At 40.1% G+C, this 17,521-nt stretch carries 15 protein-coding genes; all 15 read left to right on the top strand.

Annotation, left to right across the window (positions count from 1 at the left end; all coding sequences use genetic code 11):
• Positions 1–2: 2 nt before the first annotated feature.
• Complete coding sequence (ftsL, locus tag C6W21_RS02845; protein WP_106049241.1) at positions 3–350, top strand: cell division protein FtsL; 348 nt, start codon at positions 3–5, stop codon at positions 348–350.
• Positions 351–357: 7 nt separating this feature from the next.
• Positions 358–2,508 (top strand): penicillin-binding protein, encoded by a 2,151-nt coding sequence (locus C6W21_RS02850; protein WP_223249550.1) that lies wholly within the window; start codon positions 358–360, stop codon positions 2,506–2,508.
• Between the two features lie 127 nt (positions 2,509–2,635).
• Positions 2,636–4,555, top strand: a complete 1,920-nt coding sequence (locus C6W21_RS02860) for a stage V sporulation protein D (RefSeq protein ID WP_106055900.1) — start codon at positions 2,636–2,638, stop codon at positions 4,553–4,555.
• A 212-nt stretch (positions 4,556–4,767) separates the two neighbouring features.
• A complete protein-coding gene (locus C6W21_RS02865; protein WP_106050193.1) occupies positions 4,768–6,243 on the top strand; it encodes a UDP-N-acetylmuramoyl-L-alanyl-D-glutamate--2,6-diaminopimelate ligase in 1,476 nt (491 codons plus the stop codon).
• A 135-nt stretch (positions 6,244–6,378) separates the two neighbouring features.
• Entirely contained in the window at positions 6,379–7,353 is a 975-nt protein-coding gene (gene mraY, locus C6W21_RS02870) for a phospho-N-acetylmuramoyl-pentapeptide-transferase (RefSeq protein ID WP_003211854.1), read from the top strand.
• 9 nt (positions 7,354–7,362) lie between these two features.
• Positions 7,363–8,709: a UDP-N-acetylmuramoyl-L-alanine--D-glutamate ligase gene (gene murD / locus C6W21_RS02875; RefSeq protein ID WP_411266022.1), complete on the top strand. Its 1,347-nt coding sequence runs from the start codon at positions 7,363–7,365 to the stop codon at positions 8,707–8,709.
• A 59-nt stretch (positions 8,710–8,768) separates the two neighbouring features.
• Positions 8,769–9,869 carry a stage V sporulation protein E gene (spoVE, locus tag C6W21_RS02880; protein ID WP_003212197.1) on the top strand — a complete coding sequence of 367 codons (1,101 nt, stop codon included), beginning with the start codon at positions 8,769–8,771 and terminating at the stop codon, positions 9,867–9,869.
• 197 nt (positions 9,870–10,066) lie between these two features.
• The gene (gene murG, locus C6W21_RS02885; protein WP_106049245.1) at positions 10,067–11,161 is read left to right on the top strand and encodes an undecaprenyldiphospho-muramoylpentapeptide beta-N-acetylglucosaminyltransferase; all 1,095 of its coding nucleotides are present in this window, start codon (positions 10,067–10,069) and stop codon (positions 11,159–11,161) included.
• A gap of 31 nt (positions 11,162–11,192) precedes the next feature.
• A complete protein-coding gene (gene murB, locus C6W21_RS02890; RefSeq protein WP_106049246.1) occupies positions 11,193–12,104 on the top strand; it encodes a UDP-N-acetylmuramate dehydrogenase in 912 nt (303 codons plus the stop codon).
• Positions 12,105–12,231: 127 nt separating this feature from the next.
• Positions 12,232–13,011, top strand: a complete 780-nt coding sequence (locus tag C6W21_RS02895; RefSeq protein ID WP_106049247.1) for a cell division protein FtsQ/DivIB — start codon at positions 12,232–12,234, stop codon at positions 13,009–13,011.
• Positions 13,008–13,697 (top strand): DUF881 domain-containing protein, encoded by a 690-nt coding sequence (locus C6W21_RS02900; protein ID WP_106049248.1) that lies wholly within the window; start codon positions 13,008–13,010, stop codon positions 13,695–13,697. The genes C6W21_RS02895 and C6W21_RS02900 overlap by 4 nt, the downstream gene beginning before the upstream one ends.
• A gap of 21 nt (positions 13,698–13,718) precedes the next feature.
• Positions 13,719–14,444 carry a DUF881 domain-containing protein gene (locus C6W21_RS02905; protein ID WP_106050194.1) on the top strand — a complete coding sequence of 242 codons (726 nt, stop codon included), beginning with the start codon at positions 13,719–13,721 and terminating at the stop codon, positions 14,442–14,444.
• Positions 14,444–14,812 (top strand): small basic family protein, encoded by a 369-nt coding sequence (locus C6W21_RS02910; RefSeq protein ID WP_003210988.1) that lies wholly within the window; start codon positions 14,444–14,446, stop codon positions 14,810–14,812. The genes C6W21_RS02905 and C6W21_RS02910 overlap by 1 nt, the downstream gene beginning before the upstream one ends.
• 159 nt (positions 14,813–14,971) lie before the next feature.
• A complete protein-coding gene (ftsA, locus tag C6W21_RS02915; RefSeq protein WP_106049249.1) occupies positions 14,972–16,294 on the top strand; it encodes a cell division protein FtsA in 1,323 nt (440 codons plus the stop codon).
• Positions 16,295–16,327: 33 nt separating this feature from the next.
• A complete protein-coding gene (ftsZ, locus tag C6W21_RS02920; protein ID WP_106049250.1) occupies positions 16,328–17,473 on the top strand; it encodes a cell division protein FtsZ in 1,146 nt (381 codons plus the stop codon).
• The last annotated feature ends 48 nt before the right edge of the window (positions 17,474–17,521 follow it).

Genomic DNA, 17,521 nt, shown 5'->3' on the forward strand with positions numbered 1-17,521 from the left:
TTATGAGTAATTTGGCTTATCAAAGAGAAGTGAAGCAACATCAAACAGAGCAGCAAGGCCAATCGGTTGTCATTAAAAGAAGAGGTTCTATCACACTTGGTGAAAAAATCTTACTTGTCATGTTTGTCATGGCTCTTATGTGCAGCTCCATTCTCATCATTTCTAAAGCCTTTGCTGTCTATCACGCCAATATCGAAGTGCAGAAGCTAGAACAGCAAGTATCTTTAGAATCGAAGAAGATCACTGAGCTTCAAAAGGAAAAAGACTTGCTGAGTGAACCAGAAAGAATCATTGATGCGGCGAAAAAAGCAGGCTTAAGTATATCGAAAGATGTTAAGAAGGTCGATTAACATGGCGATGCCTAAAAAGAATAAAATGATGAACAGAGGCGCGGCAATTGCAAGTATTTGCTTCGCCCTGTTTTTCTTTATCATCCTAGCACGTTTTATCTATATTCAGATTACAGGAACGGTTGATGGACAAGTATTAGCCGCCAAGGCAAATGAACAATATCAATCGAAGAAAACACTTGAAGCCAAAAGAGGGTCTATTTTAGACCGGAATGGAAATGTGATTGCTGAGGATACATCTGTGTATAAGCTCATTGCGGTCATGAGTAAGAAAATGACAGTGGACCCTAAGCATCCAATGCATGTCGTCGATAAAGAAAAGACGGCAAAAGAGCTCTCAAAAGTCATCGATATGAGTGAAAGCGAAATTTTAAAGCGTCTCAATACAAAAGATGCATTCCAAGTTGAGTTTGGTAAAGCGGGGAAGGATATTAGTTTTTCAACGAAGGAAAAAATTGAAAAGCTAAAGCTTCCAGGGATCGCATTTGAAAAAGACACGAAGCGTTATTATCCAAACGGCATGTTTGCTTCTAACCTGATCGGTTATGCCAGATTAGATGAGGCGACAAAGGACATGTCAGGTGCAATGGGACTTGAGAAGGCACTGAACAAATATTTAAAAGAAAAAGACGGCTATGTGACATATAACAGTGACAGAAGCGGATGGGCCTTGCCGAATAGTAAAGAAGACATTGTCGCCCCGAAAGATGGAAAAAATGTCACGCTGACCATCGATCAGAAAATTCAAGCGTTTCTTGAAGAAAGTATGACGCAGGTTGCCAAAAAGTATAAGCCGAAGAAAATCATTGCCACAGTCGTTGATCCGAAAACTGGAAAGGTTCTCGCGATGGGGCAGCGGCCAAGCTTTAATTTAAATGAACTAGACATTACGAATTATAACAATGATGTCATTTCATATGCGTTTGAACCAGGTTCAACGATGAAGATCTTTACCCTCGCTGCGGCGATCCAAGAAGGGGTCTACCAAGGCAATGATAAATATCAATCTGGCACTTATAAAGTAGGCGGCGGCCTTGTGAGAGACCATAACAACGGAAATGGCTGGGGGAAAATTGACTTTCATCAAGGTGTTCTCCGCTCATCAAACGTGGCCTTTGCAAAGCTGGCAAAAGAAAAACTAGGCTTCACGCGATATGAACAATATTTGCAGAAGTTCCATTTCTATGACAAAACGGGGATTGACTTGCCGAACGAAGCGTCTAGCAAAATCAATTATAGATACGAATATGACAAAGCATCTACAGCTTATGGTCAAGCGTCAGCCATCACACCGATTCAACAAATCGAAGCAGCTACAGCGATAGCAAACGGCGGAACAATGATGAAGCCATATGTCATTGACCATATTACAGACCCGAACACAGACAAAACGATTTTGCAGCACGAACCAACAGCAGCAGGAAAACCGATTTCATCTAATACAGCGAAGCAAGTTCGTGACATTTTAGGTGAGGTTGTTTCCTCAAAAATTGGAACAGGTCAGCCTTATCAAATCAAAGGATTCGACGTTGCTGGGAAAACAGGAACGGGCCAAATTGGCGGTGCCGGCGGTTACCTCCAAGGAAGAAACGATTACGTCTTTTCATTTATGGGAATGGCGCCAAAAGATGATCCGAAGCTGCTCGTTTATGTGGCTGTCCAGCAGCCGCAGCTGTCTGACACAGAAACAGGCTCTGCCCCAGTTTCTCAAATCTTTAACCCTGTGATGAAAAATAGTCTGCTATATTTAAATATTGCACCAACAAAAACAGACGATAAAAAATCAGTCGAACAAAAAGTGAAACAAGAAACGATGCCTTCATTCCTTGATTTAGAAGTGAAACAGGCAGAAACAGAAGCCAAAAACAAAAACTTAGCGCCTGTTGTCATCGGCGACGGTCTCTCCATTAAACGCCAGTGGCCGAGTGCGGGCTCTGAATTCTCTGAAAGCCAGAAAGTCTTCTTGAAAACATCAGGGAAAACCATTAAGATGCCTGATATGACAGGCTGGTCCAGAAGAGAAGTCCTTCAATATGCTTCGATTTCCGGTGTGCATATAGAAACAGATGGACAAGGGTATGCTGTGAAACAAAGTGTCAAAAGTGGAGCGGAAATTTCAGACAAAGTCGTCACTGTGACATTTAAAAGCCCAAATTAACTTGAGAAGCCTAGCAAACCACTTGCTAGGTTTTTTCTTTTGCTCCAGCGGAATATCACGTAGCGTTCTACAAAAGGACGGGCCTGCATATGATGAAAACAAGCCATATGTAAGGAGTGAACCGGGCGTGCGAGTGTCAAGTGTAACAGTGAGAAAACGATTGCTTTTCGTGCTGCTGTTTGGGGTGATCATTTTTTTCATCATAGATACTAGATTAGGATATGTACAGTTTATAATGGGCGAGAAGCTGACAAGCTTAGCAAAAGATTCATGGAGTCGAAACCTTCCATTCGAACCGGAACGGGGAGATATTTTGGACCGGAATGGGGTAGAGCTTGCGACGAACAAAAGTGCTCCATCTATTTTGGTCGTCCCTCGGCAAATTAAAAATCCCGCAGAAACAAGCAAGAAACTGGCAGCAGTGCTGAATATGTCTGAAGAGAAAGCGTACAAGCACGTCACGAAGAAAACATCAATTGAACGAATTTCTCCTGAGGGCAGAAAGGTATCTCATGAAAAAGCAAAAGAAGTAAGGGAGCTTGATTTAGAAGGCGTGTATGTAGCAGAAGACAGCATCAGACATTATCCATTTGGCAGCTTTCTTTCACATGTACTGGGATTTGCTGGAATCGATAATCAAGGTTTACTTGGACTAGAAGCCTACTATGACGATGACCTAAAAGGCGAAAAAGGCTCTGTGAAATTTTATTCCGATGCAAAAGGGCAGAAAATGCCAGATGAAGCAGATGATTATACACCGCCTAAGGATGGTCTTGATATGAAATTAACAGTCGATTCAAAAGTACAAACCATCATAGAGCGGGAATTAGACAACGCACAGGCAAAGTATAATCCAGATGGTATGATTGCGATTGCGATGAATCCGAAAAATGGTGAAGTGCTGGGGATGTCAAGCAGACCAGATTTTGATCCAGCTGACTATCAATCAGTTGACCCAAAAGTGTTCAACCGAAATCTACCGGTGTGGAGCACATATGAGCCGGGTTCGACGTTTAAAATTATTACACTTGCAGCAGCATTAGAAGAGAAGAAAGTGAATTTAAAACGCGATTCATTTTTTGACAGCGGATCTGTGACAGTTGATGGTGCAAGACTCAGGTGCTGGAAAAAAGGCGGGCACGGGTCACAGTCATTCTTGGAAGTGGTTCAAAATTCCTGTAACCCCGGCTTTGTAGAGCTAGGGGACCGTCTTGGAAAAGATAAATTATTTTCCTATATTAAAAATTTCGGATTTGGCCAAAAAACAGGAATCGACCTTCAAGGGGAAGGGCGAGGAATATTGTTCCCGCTTGATCGTGTAGGTCCTGTAGAACAGGCAACAACGGCCTTTGGTCAAGGTGTATCTGTTACGCCAATTCAGCAAGTAGCTGCAGTAGCAGCTGCGGTAAATGGCGGGACACTTTACACGCCTTATATTGCAAAAGAATGGATAGATCCAATCACAAAAGAGGTCGTGAAAAAGCAATCACCGATTGCCAAAAAGAAAGTGATTTCAGCAGAGACATCTAAAGAAATCAGGTATGCACTTGAAAGTGTAGTCGCCCAAGGAACTGGCCGAAATGCATTTGTTGAAGGGTATCGGGTCGGCGGAAAAACAGGAACAGCACAGAAGGTAAAGGACGGCAAGTATATGGAGAATAACCACATTGTGTCGTTTATCGGATTTGCGCCTGCAGATGACCCGAGTATTGTAGTCTATGTGGCTGTGGATAACCCAAAAGGCACCATTCAATTTGGTGGTACCGTTGCCGCACCAATTGTTGGACATATTATGCGGGACAGCCTGCCTGAGATGGGTGTGAAAAAAAGAAAAGGCCAAATTGAAAAGAAGTACCAGTGGCTGGACACAAAAACCATTGAAGTACCGAATCTTGTAGGAGGATCTGTTTCAGATCTTGAATCCCTCTTGATCAACCTAAAGATCGATGCCTCAGGAACTGGCAGTAAAGTAGTGAAGCAATCACCTGCTGCTGGGACAAAGGTCAAAGAAGGCTCCACGATCAGATTATACTTAAACGATGAATAATAAAGAATGAACAGAGGGTAGCCGCACTCATTCGGCTGCCTCTTTTTGTTGAAAGAGAAGGACAGTTTGAAAAAAAGAGTCTAAAGTGTGTTTTTTCCAACAGAAACTTAAGGAATACGCTGGATGTATCCTTTTTTTTACGATAAAATATAGACTGTGTGTTTTTTTCACGAGACATGCACGTGAACGAATTTGAGAGGTTTGATATGAAAATGAAATTACAAGAACTGCTTACATACTTTAAAAGTGAAAACAACGAATTGATAAACGAAAATCCTGATATCACTTCCATTGAAATGGATTCAAGAGAGGTGAAAAAGGGAAGCCTTTTTGTCTGTATAAAAGGCTATACAGTAGATGGACACGATTATGCTGAAAAAGCGGTGAAAAGCGGGGCTGCAGCAATTGTCGCAGAACACCCTCTTAAACTAACAGATGTACCAGTCATTATTGTGAAACACTCTCAAAGAGCACTTGCAAGAATAGCTGATGCGTTTTACAAACAGCCCACTCATAAGCTGAATCTCATCGGGATCACAGGCACAAACGGAAAAACTTCAACAACACACATGATCGAACAAATGATGAGAAAAGCCGAGAAGAAAACTGGCTTAATCGGTACGATGTATATGAAGGTGAATGATGACATTCTCGACGTGAAAAACACCACACCTGAAAGTGTCACACTTCAGAAAACGTTTAAACAGATGCTTGATCAAAATGTAGACACAGCCATCATGGAAGTATCATCACATGCGCTCCATCTTGGCAGGGTGCATGGATGTGATTATGATATTGCTGTTTTCACAAACCTTACGCAGGACCATCTTGACTACCACAACACAATGGAAGAATATAAACATGCGAAAAGCTTGCTGTTTTCTCAGCTCGGAAGCGCCTTTCATCACAATAAACCCAAGCATGCGATTTTAAATGCAGATGATGAGGCTTCGAGTTATTTTGAAAAAGTCACAGCTGCTGAAGTCATGACGTATGCCTTAGAGCAAAAAGCAGATGTCATGGCAAAAAATATTCAAATCATGCCGAAGGGAACTCAATTTGATTTGGTCACTCCAATCGGCACCAAGAAAGTGACGGTTGCCCTCGTCGGAAAGTTCAATGTATATAATATTCTGGCAGCTGTATCAGTTGGGATCGTATCTGGCTTAACATTTGAGACGATCGTTAGTGCGATTGAAGAGCTGGAAGGAGTCAAAGGCAGATTTGAACTTGTAAACTGCGATCAAGATTTCCCTGTCATCGTCGATTACGCGCATACACCAGACAGTTTAGAAAATGTCCTCACAACGTGTAGAGAATTAACAGAGGGCAAAATTTTCTGTGTGATTGGCTGCGGTGGCGACCGTGATAAAACAAAGCGTCCTCAAATGGCTCAAATCGCTGTGAAATATGCAGATGAACCTGTATTTACATCAGACAACCCAAGAAGCGAAGATCCTTCAGCCATTTTAAAAGATATGGAAAATGGGGTGCCAGACGCATATTATCATAGCTTTGTGAATCGGAAACAAGCCATCTTCTTTGCCATTGCCAATGCGAAAAAAGGCGATACAGTCTTAATAGCGGGTAAAGGCCATGAGACATATCAAATCATTGGCGATCAAGTCTATGACTTTGATGATGCAAAGGTTGCTATTGACGCTATTTTAGATCTAAACAAATCTTAAAATGATGAAAAGAGTGTAATGAAATGAAGCATTTTGTACAAAAACAACATACGAAGAACACAAATGAATACCATAATAATGAATGCAATTTTCTGATGGAAAACGGCTTTGGAAATTCGGAAGGAGTAAAGAACGATGCTTGAACAGGTGATATTGTTTACAATCATAATGGGATTTTTAATCAGTGTTCTTTTATCCCCGATTTTTATACCGTTTTTAAGAAGACTTAAATTTGGTCAAAGTATTAGAGAAGAAGGCCCGCAGTCTCACCAAAAGAAATCTGGGACTCCGACAATGGGCGGAATTATGATTATCTTTTCTATCACGATTACAACGATTGTGATGATCAACAAATTCTCTGAGATTAGTCCAGAAATGTTTTTACTGTTATTTGTCACACTTGGTTACGGCCTATTAGGATTTTTAGATGATTATATTAAAGTAGCGATGAAACGAAATCTTGGATTAACATCGAAACAGAAATTAATCGGTCAAATTGTGATCGCAGTGATTTTTTATGCAGTTTTCCATTATTATCAGTTTGCAACGACGATTCGCATTCCAGGAACAGACGTCAGCTTTGATTTAGGATGGGCTTACTTTATCCTTGTCGTTTTCATGCTTGTCGGAGGTTCTAATGCCGTGAACTTAACGGATGGACTGGATGGTCTCTTATCTGGAACCGCTGCTATTGCTTTCGGAGCTTTTGCCATACTGGCTTGGAATCAATCCCAGTATGATGTAGCGATCTTTTCAGTAGCTGTTGCAGGAGCCGTCCTTGGCTTCCTTGTATTTAACGCACACCCTGCAAAAGTATTTATGGGTGATACAGGTTCTCTAGCATTAGGCGGAGCCATTGTAGCAATTGCGATTTTAACGAAGCTTGAAATTTTACTTGTCATTATTGGTGGAGTATTTGTAGTTGAGACGCTATCCGTTATTCTTCAAGTGATCTCCTTTAAAACAACCGGCAAAAGAATCTTTAAGATGAGTCCGCTTCACCACCACTATGAGTTAGTTGGCTGGTCAGAGTGGAGAGTAGTTGTCACCTTCTGGACAGCTGGTTTATTACTTGCTGTTTTAGGAATTTACATCGAGGTGTGGTTATAATTGAATAAGATGCAAATGTTAAAAAACGAACATGTACTAGTATTAGGTCTTGCAAAAAGCGGATATGCGGCAGCTTCAATTCTTCATGAACACGGAGTAAATGTGACGGTAAATGATCAAAAACCATTTGAAGAAAATGAACCCGCTCAGCTACTTTCTGAAAAGGGGATTGATGTTGTTTGTGGCAGTCATCCTCTTCGTATATTCGAAGATAAAGACATTACGATTTTAATTAAAAATCCAGGAATTCCATATGAAAATGTGATGGTTCAAGAAGCGCTTCGCCGCCAAATTCCAGTTTGGACGGAAATAGAATTAGCGTATCATTTAACCTCATCTCCTTTTATCGGGATTACTGGATCGAATGGAAAAACCACTACCACGACATTGATTTATGAAATGCTGAAAAAAGACAGCCAAAAAACATTAGTGGCGGGTAATATTGGAACAGTTGCCAGTGAAGTCGCTGCAAATGCAGCTGGCGATGAGTGGATTGTAACGGAACTCTCTTCTTTTCAGTTAATGGGAACAGTTGAATTCAGACCTAAAATCAGCTTAATATTAAATATTTTTGATGCACATTTAGACTATCACCACACTCGTGATGAATATGAAAAAGCAAAGCAGAAAGTATTCGCACATCAACATGAAGATGACATCGCAGTAATTAACCTAGACGATCCATCGGTCGTAAAACTGGCAGAAGGGTCAAAAGCAAAAAAAGTGTTTTTCTCAGTGAAAGAGCCAGTAGAACATGGTGCGTTTATTCAACATGGTGCAATTTACTACATGAATGAACATATCATTGATGTAAAGGATGTTGTCCTTCCTGGTGAGCATAACCAAGAAAACATTTTGGCAGCTATTTGTGTTGTGAAAAATGCAGGCTGCTCAAATGAAGCAATCGTTCACGTTCTCACGACATTTAGTGGAGTGAAGCATCGTCTGCAATTTGTAGATACAATTCAGAGTCGGAAATTTTATAACGATAGTAAAGCAACCAATATTTTGGCAACAAGTAAAGCATTGTCAGCCTTCGAACAACCGACCATTTTATTAGCAGGTGGACTTGATCGCGGCAATGAATTTGATGAGTTGAAACCTTTTATGAAACATGTAAAAGGAATTATCACCTTTGGTGAGACTGCACCTAAGTTTTTGAAGCTTGGTGAAGAGCTTGGAATACATCACGTAAAACATGTCGATAATGTTGAACAAGCAGTACCTGCGGCGTTTAACATATCTGAAGAAGAAGACGTGATTTTATTATCTCCGGCCTGTGCAAGCTGGGATCAACATAAAACATTTGAAGAACGTGGAGACATGTTTGTAAACGCCGTGCATATGCTTAAATAAGGGCTTGTCTCTCATATGACTGACAGCCCAAATGAAATTATGCTTGGGGTGTCGGTCTCTTGACGAATAAGAAAACTTCTCCGGATTTTTTGCTTGTTGTCATTACGTTACTTTTATTGACGATTGGGTTAATTATGGTGTACAGCGCTAGTGCTGTGTGGGCATCGTATAAATTTGATGATTCGTTTTATTTTGCAAAAAGACAGCTTTTGTTTGCCGGAATCGGAGTTATCGCAATGTTTTTCATTATGCGAGTCGATTATTGGACGTGGCGGACTTGGTCAAAGATATTGATTGCTGTTTGTTTTCTCCTTTTGCTGCTTGTACTCATTCCTGGTATCGGTATGGAGAGAAATGGATCAAGAAGCTGGATCGGTGTCGGTGCGTTTAGTATTCAGCCCTCTGAATTTATGAAGCTTGCGATGATTGCGTTTCTTGCAAAATTCTTATCTGAAAAACAAAAAAATATCACATCCTTTCGCAAAGGTTTTGCCCCAGCTTTAGGCATTGTATTTTCTGCATTTGCCATCATTATGCTTCAGCCGGATCTGGGAACAGGAACGGTGATGGTGGGAACCTGTATTATTATGATATTTGTTTCAGGTGCGAGAATTGCTCACTTTATATTTCTCGGTCTTATAGGACTCAGCGGGTTTGCTGCACTTGTTTTATCAGCACCCTACCGAATAAAGCGAATTACATCGTACTTAAATCCTTGGGAAGATCCGTTAGGCAGTGGGTTTCAAATTATTCAATCCTTATACGCTGTTGGTCCAGGTGGTCTGTTCGGAATGGGTCTTGGTCAAAGTAGACAAAAATTCTTCTATTTACCTGAGCCTCAAACGGACTTCATCTTTGCGATATTGTCTGAAGAGCTTGGTTTTATAGGGGGATCACTCATTTTACTCCTCTTTAGTGTTCTATTATGGAGAGGCATACGAATAGCACTTGGAGCCCCAGATTTATATGGAAGTTTCCTGGCAGTTGGTATTATTTCAATGGTTGCCATTCAAGTAATGATTAACATCGCAGTTGTCACTGGACTTATTCCTGTGACAGGTATCACGCTCCCATTCCTTAGTTATGGCGGCTCATCATTGACATTAATGCTGATGGCGATTGGCGTACTTTTGAATGTAAGCAGGTATGCAAGATATTAGCGTGCTGAAGCTCATGAAACCATGTTGACGATTATTTTGCAAAAGTACAAAAAAATGATTTGAAGAGTGAAAGTGACAGTTTTTGTTTCGGAAATGAGTTTTTTGACTCTTCTTTACAGGTTTTAACGGAGCCCTGTTGTTTAAAACAGGGTTTATACTTTGTTCAGAGCAGAAAAAAATCGAGGGGAAATGGTATAATGCGTATAGTAATCAGTGGAGGCGGAACAGGCGGACATATTTATCCGGCCTTAGCCTTTATTAAAGAAGTGAAAAGACTGCATCCTGATGTGGAATTTTTATATATCGGTACTGAAAATGGACTTGAAAAGAAAATTGTAGAAAGAGAAAATATTCCTTTTAAGGCGATAGAAATTTCAGGTTTTAAACGAAAGCTTTCCTTTGATAACGTCAAAACGGTGATGAGATTTTTGAAAGGCGTTCAAAAAAGCAAATCTTACTTAAAAGAATTCAAGCCTGATGCGGTCATTGGAACAGGCGGTTATGTATGTGGACCTGTGGTTTATGCGGCTTCTAAGCTGAAGATCCCGACTATTATACACGAACAAAACAGCCTGCCTGGTATTACAAATAAGTTCCTAGCGAGATATGTTCATAAGGTAGCCATCTGCTTTGACGAGGCAAAGGCACATTTTCCTTCTGAAAAGGTTGTATTTACGGGAAACCCTAGAGCCTCTGAAGTCGTCTCTATAAAAGAGGGTAAATCTCTTAAAGAATTTGGGCTAGATGAACAGAAAAAAACGGTTCTTATTTTCGGCGGGAGCCGAGGTGCTGCTCCTATCAATAAAGCAGTGATCGAAATGCAAGATGATTTAAAGGCTAAAAACTACCAGCTTTTATATATCACAGGTGAGGTTCATTATGAAAAAGTGTTGAATGAGCTAAAGGAAAAAGGTGCAGCACCTAATATGATCACAAAACCTTTCTTGCATCAAATGCCGGAGTACCTGAAATCGATCGATGTGATTGTTGCAAGAGCGGGAGCTACAACAATTGCTGAAGTAACGGCTCTTGGAATCCCAACCATTTTTATTCCGAGCCCATACGTGACGGCAAATCATCAGGAAATCAATGCAAGATCACTTGAAAAACATGATGCTGCGATTGTTTTAAGAGAATCAGAGCTTTCAGGAGATCGTCTGCTGCATGCCATTGATGAAATTGCTGGTAATGAAGAAAAACTCAACCAAATGAGCCGTCTAACGAAAGAACTCGGAGTACCAGATGCGGCTGCACGTTTATATAATGTGTTAAAAGAAATTACGACTACATGATGGAATGATATTAGGTAAGGCGGAGGGTAATATGGAGAACTTGAAGAATGAATTATTAGAAGCGCAAGTTGGTAAAGTACTTGAAAATGAGCCGCTTGCTAATCATACAACAATGAAAATAGGCGGACCAGCAGATCTTTTAATCATCCCAAAAGATATCGATGCAGTTAAAACGATCATGGATCAGGTGAAAAAACACCATACGAATTGGACGGTCATTGGAAGAGGATCGAATTTACTTGTACTTGATAAAGGAATTCGTGGAGTTGTCCTAAAGCTAGGCGCTGGACTGGATCACCTAATTGTAAATGATGAAGAAATTACAGTCGGCGGCGGCTATTCTGTCGTAAGGCTCGCGACATCTCTTAGTAAGCAGGGTCTTTCAGGATTGGAATTCGCAGCTGGTATTCCAGGATCTATTGGCGGCGCTGTTTATATGAACGCAGGTGCACATGGATCTGATATCAGTAAGATTCTTGTGAAAGCTAGAATCTTATTTGAAGATGGAAGCATCGAGTGGCTCACAAACGAACAGATGAATTTTAGCTATCGAACGTCAATCCTTCAAAAGGAACGACCTGGCATTGTTCTGGAAGCTGTGTTTAAGCTCAAACAGGATGATCGCGAAAAAATCACAAAGAAAATGCAGCAAAATAAAGACTATCGTAAAGAAACCCAGCCTTATAACAGGCCATGTGCTGGCAGTATTTTTCGAAATCCGCTGCCTGAATATGCAGGACAGCTTGTAGAAAAAGCGAATTTAAAAGGATACCAAATCGGCGGGGCTAGAATTTCTGATATGCATGGCAACTTTATTGTCAACGCTGGTGGAGCTACTGCTCAAGACGTGCTGGACTTAATTCAGTACATCCAAAAGAAAATTAAAGAAGACTACAACGTAGATATGCATACAGAAGTAGAAATTATCGGTGAAGAAAATTAACAGCTAGTTTTTATGAATGATGGCATCACAGGAAAACAAACGGCATGAAAGAATGCCGTTTGTTTTCTCATCAAAATGATGACCCAAAGGTGTGGACAAGCAGCTTTGAATGAGGTGAAGAGTATATATGCGGCCTGATCATGAAAATGAAAAGATCGTCAATATAGAAGAGCGAATTCCTAAAATTAAAGAACAAAGGAAGCAAAAAGCGAATCGGAGACTGATCTCTTTTATACTACTGTTTTTTATCATGGTTTTAATTATTATTTATTTGCAGACACCAATCAGCAAAATTTCTTCTTTAACTATCACAGGTAACGAGCATGTCTCTACAAAACAGCTTGTGAAACTTTCGCAAATTAAAGAAGGCGAAACAGAGTTTTGGAATTTAAATAAAGATATAACAGCAGACCATATTAAACAAAATAAACTAATTAAAAGCGTTAATATCAAAAAGCATTTCCCAAATAAGGTGAGTATTGCTGTCAAAGAATATGCAAATATTGCGTATCTTCAAAAGGGAAATCTATATTATGAGCTTCTTGAAAATGGGACCGCTTTACCAGAAGAAGTTACACCGAGTCATGCAGGACCTATTTTTGTCGATTGGGATAATAAGGAGAAGCTGAAGCAAACCGTTAGATCTTTAAATCAGCTGCCAGCCTCTATTCAGGAACTCATCTCAGAAGTATATTATGTGCCGACAAATTCAAACCAGTGGCTAGTTAAATTTTATATGAATGATGGAAACACTGTGATTGCATCAATTAAAACATTCGGTGATAAAATGAAAACCTATCCAGCCATTGTAAAAGAACTTTCGTCATCTGAAAAAGGCACAATCCATATGGAAGTCGCTACGTATTTTGAAGCGTTTAAATCTAAGAAAAAGGAAGATGAGCGTTGAGAGGCAAAACAGTTATATTCTCAATTGTCATGCTTGTTCTTGGTTTTCTGATTTCTTTTTCATACCAATATACAAAGCAGCATCAGGCAGATGTCATTCGAACAGAGCAATGGAAAAAAGAATACTCTCTGAAAAGTCAGCTCACAAAGCAAGAAAAGGCGAACCAGAAACTCGAAAAAGAATTATATAGTCTTCAATCAAAGGTTCAAGCGACAGAGTCCAATTTGAAAAATGAAAAAGAGCAGTATTTTAATGTACTGGAAGATGTTGAGAAATACAGAATGTTTACAGGAGAGATAGGTGTAAAAGGAAAAGGGGTAAAAGTATCTCTTGAAGATGCATCTTATATCCCGAGTGGACAAAATGTCAATAATTACATTGTCCATGAGAGCCATATTTTTCATGTGATAAACGAACTATTTATATCAGGGGCTTCTGCTGTATCTATTAATGGGCAAAGAATCACACACCAATCATACATACATTGTAACGGTCCAGTGGTCACAGTTGATGGTGTTCAGCATCCAGCACCATTTGTCATATCTGCTATTGGGGATCCGGCTGTGTTAATACCTGCTTTAAATATTGCAGGGGGAGTGGTCGATCAGCTGACAAGTGATCACATTTCAATGACGATTGAGAAAACGGATATTCGTATGAACCCTCTTTTAAGAAACAAAGATTAAAAGGTGAAAAGGTGAGTGGTGTTGAAGAAAAAGAAGCCTTTACTTAGTTTAACAGTTTTAATGATCATATTTGGTATCATGGTCTCCATCCAATTTAATTCTTTACAAAAGCCCAAAGTCCGTGATACTCGTGATGTTTGGGAACTGAGAGAGGATTTATCCGCATCTAAAAGTAAGGAATTGGATTTGCTGAAAGAAATTGATAAATACGACGAGATGCTAAAAAAATATGGTCATCAAGGAGATCAATCAAAAGAAGCACAATTAACAAAAACGTTAAAAGATTTAAAAGAAAAGGCTGGTTTTACAGAAGTGGAAGGGGAGGGGATTGAAATTGAAATTTCTCAGCTTTTTTCCGAGGACCTTACCGGGGAAGAAGTGAAAAATATCCCACCTGATCTTCTGAAAAAGTTAATTAATGAAGCCAATATGTTTGGGGCAAAACATATTTCCATCAATGATCGCCGTGTCATTAATACAAGTGTGATTCGAGATATTAATGGTACGACAAAAATGGATGGCTACAGCTTAGATAGTGATGAAGTCACCATTAAAATGATTAGTGAGCAGGCTGACAAATTATACAGCCGTTTAAATATATCAGATATTGGTGATTTGTTTGCCCAGGAAAACTTCAGCTTGAGTATGAGCCAGCCGAAGAAAAAAATTCATTTAAAAGCATATGACGGTGCAATTCAAGTAAACGAATTGAAGCCTCTTGACGGTGTTAAGGAGGGAAAATCTTAATGTGGCTTCCTGTACTTGGCTTAATCATAGGAGTTGCGATCGGTTTCTTAACAAATTTTACGATACCGAATGAATATTCTAATTATCTCTCCCTCGCTGTACTTGCTGCACTTGATACATTGATTGGTGGAATCCGGGCACATCTGCAAGGGGCATACGATGAACTAGTGTTTGTATCAGGCTTCTTCTTTAATATTATACTCGCAATAAGTTTAGCTTTTCTGGGCGTCCATCTTGGTGTAGACTTATACTTAGTCGGAATGTTTGCATTCGGCGTTAGATTGTTTCAAAATATAGCAGTTATCCGAAGAATTCTACTAACAAAATGGACAATTTCAAGAGAAAAAAAGAAAAAAAGTGAGTCATAAAAAAGGATATACATATGATGTAACGAATATTTTCAGTAATCCTAATAAAAAATGTTGATTTTTTAAGTTTTGTTACACACTTGTAAAAACACATTCATTGTATTGTTGTTCAGCAAATAATAGAATAGAAAGTATTGATATGTGAGGAGGTGCCATAGAATGAACAACAATGAAATTTACGTCAGCCTTGACATCGGTACATCCAATATAAAAGTCATCGTCGGAGAAATGGCGGATGATTCGCTTAACATTATAGGTGTTGGAAATGTCCCTTCAGAGGGGTTAAAAAAAGGATCGATTGTTGATATAGATGAGACAGTTCATTCTATTAGACAAGCATTTGAACAGGCTGAGAGAATGGTAGGATTTCCTTTACAAAAGGCGATTGTTGGAATTAACGGAAACCACATTCATATTCAGAATACGAGCGGCGTGGTCGCAGTATCTAGTGAAAACAAAGAAATACATGCTGAAGATGTGAGACGTGTCTTAGATGCTGCACAAGTAGTATCTATTCCTCAAGAACATCTCGTCGTAGACGTGATTCCGAGACAATTTATCGTCGACGGAAGAGATGAGATCACAGATCCGAAAAAAATGCTTGGTGTTCGGCTAGAGGTGGAAGGATCGTTAATTACAGGTTCTAAAACGATTCTACATAACTGGCTCCGATGTGTAGAAAGAGCTGGAATTGAAATTATGGATATTTGCTTGCAGCCACTCGCATCGGGCTCAGCAGCATTATCGAAAGATGAAAAAAATCTCGGGGTAGCTCTTGTCGATATTGGCGGCGGATCTACAACGATTTCCGTATTTGAAAACGGGCATCTCTATTCTACTCACAGTATCCCTTTGGGCGGAGAGAACATTACAAAAGATTTGTCTATAGGACTTAGAACTTCCACTGAAGAAGCTGAACGAATCAAAAAACAATTTGGGCATGCGTTTTATGATGAAGCATCGACCGAGGAGACATTTGAAGTTTCTGTCATCGGTACCGATCAAAAACAAACGTATACACAAATTGATGCGACTAACATTATTGAAGCACGGCTGGAAGAAATCCTGCTCTTTGTGGCAGAGGAATTAAGAAATATGGGTGTCCATGATTTGCCTGGTGGATTCGTTCTAACAGGTGGACAGGCAGCCATACCAGGTATCCTTTCTCTTGCACAAACGGTCTTGCAAAACAATGTCAGGATTGCAAGTCCGAATTATATCGGGGTGAGAGAGCCTCAATATATGACAGGAGTGGGTCTGATCCACTTTGCTTATCGCAATGCAAAGATTCAGGGCAGACAGGTTGGATTCCAAATGCCAGATGAGGCGTTTCATGAAGTAGGCGCATCCATGGAGCCGGTTTCTTCTGCATCACAAGTGAAAGAAGCACAGCCAAGACCGAAAGTAAAACAAAAAGCACAACAAGAGACAAATAAAAAACCGGGCAAAATGAAAAAACTATTTAATATGTTCTGGGAATAGAATTAGATTTTCGACGGATTAGGAGGATTCAGCATGTTGGAGTTTGAAACAAATATAGACGGCCTAGCATCAATTAAAGTAATCGGAGTAGGTGGCGGCGGGAATAACGCTGTCAACCGAATGATCGAAAATGACGTACAAGGTGTCGATTTTATTGCAGTCAATACTGATGCACAGGCGTTAAATCTATCAAAAGCAGAAACTAAAATGCAAATCGGTGCTAAGCTGACAAGAGGGCTTGGAGCAGGTGCGAATCCTGAGGTCGGTAAAAAAGCTGCTGAGGAAAGCAAAGAGCAGATTGAAGAAGTATTAAAAGGCGCAGACATGGTCTTCGTTACAGCTGGTATGGGCGGTGGAACTGGTACGGGTGCTGCACCTGTCATTGCAAAAATCGCAAAAGATTCTGGTGCATTGACAGTTGGAGTTGTGACTCGTCCTTTCACATTTGAAGGAAGAAAGCGTCAGCTTCAAGCAGTTGAAGGAATTGCTTCTATGAAAGAAGCAGTTGACACATTAATCGTGATTCCAAACGATCGCTTGCTTGAAATTGTTGATAAAAACACGCCAATGCTGGAAGCATTCCGCGCGGCAGATAACGTGCTTAGACAAGGTGTTCAAGGGATTTCCGATTTAATTGCAACACCAGGTCTGATTAACCTTGACTTTGCTGACGTAAAAACAATCATGTCCAATAAAGGTTCGGCTCTTATGGGGATTGGTGTCGCAACAGGTGAAAACCGTGCTGCTGAAGCAGCGAAGAAAGCCATTTCTTCACCACTTCTAGAAACAGCGATTGATGGTGCTCAAGGCGTCATCATGAACATTACGGGTGGCACGAACTTAAGTCTTTATGAAGTGCAAGAAGCAGCGGATATTGTGGCTTCTGCATCTGACGAAGATGTAAACATGATTTTCGGGTCTGTCATCAATGATAACTTGAAGGATGAAATTGTGGTGACGGTAATTGCAACTGGATTTATTGAGCAAGAGCCAGAAGTGACAAAACCACAAAGAAACCCATTAGGACAAGGATTAAAGCAAAATCAATCCATTCCTCAAAAACGTGAAGTAAAACGTGAGGAACATCAACAGCCATCATCTCAGTCGAGACAAAATACACAATCGAGTGATGATACGCTGGACATTCCAACGTTCTTACGCAACCGCAATAAACGCTAATCGAGTATAGCTTAACCCCTTCCATTGGAAGGGGTTTTTTCATGTCTC

The organism is Bacillus sp. NMCN1 (assembly GCF_002998085.1).
Taxonomy (GTDB): Bacteria; Bacillota; Bacilli; order Bacillales; family Bacillaceae; genus Bacillus.

Bases quoted from the DNA above. Each gene is read 5' to 3' on its own strand.
- ftsZ (WP_106049250.1), top strand. From the start codon at position 16,328: ATGTTGGAGTTTGAAACAAATATAGACGGCCTAGCATCAATTAAAGTA.
- ftsL (WP_106049241.1), top strand. From the start codon at position 3: ATGAGTAATTTGGCTTATCAAAGAGAAGTGAAGCAACATCAAACAGAG.
- ftsA (WP_106049249.1), top strand. From the start codon at position 14,972: ATGAACAACAATGAAATTTACGTCAGCCTTGACATCGGTACATCCAAT.
- C6W21_RS02895 (WP_106049247.1), top strand. From the start codon at position 12,232: ATGCGGCCTGATCATGAAAATGAAAAGATCGTCAATATAGAAGAGCGA.
- murB (WP_106049246.1), top strand. From the start codon at position 11,193: ATGGAGAACTTGAAGAATGAATTATTAGAAGCGCAAGTTGGTAAAGTA.
- C6W21_RS02910 (WP_003210988.1), top strand. From the start codon at position 14,444: ATGTGGCTTCCTGTACTTGGCTTAATCATAGGAGTTGCGATCGGTTTC.
- C6W21_RS02865 (WP_106050193.1), top strand. From the start codon at position 4,768: ATGAAATTACAAGAACTGCTTACATACTTTAAAAGTGAAAACAACGAA.
- C6W21_RS02850 (WP_223249550.1), top strand. From the start codon at position 358: ATGCCTAAAAAGAATAAAATGATGAACAGAGGCGCGGCAATTGCAAGT.
- murD (WP_411266022.1), top strand. From the start codon at position 7,363: ATGCAAATGTTAAAAAACGAACATGTACTAGTATTAGGTCTTGCAAAA.
- murG (WP_106049245.1), top strand. From the start codon at position 10,067: ATGCGTATAGTAATCAGTGGAGGCGGAACAGGCGGACATATTTATCCG.
- mraY (WP_003211854.1), top strand. From the start codon at position 6,379: ATGCTTGAACAGGTGATATTGTTTACAATCATAATGGGATTTTTAATC.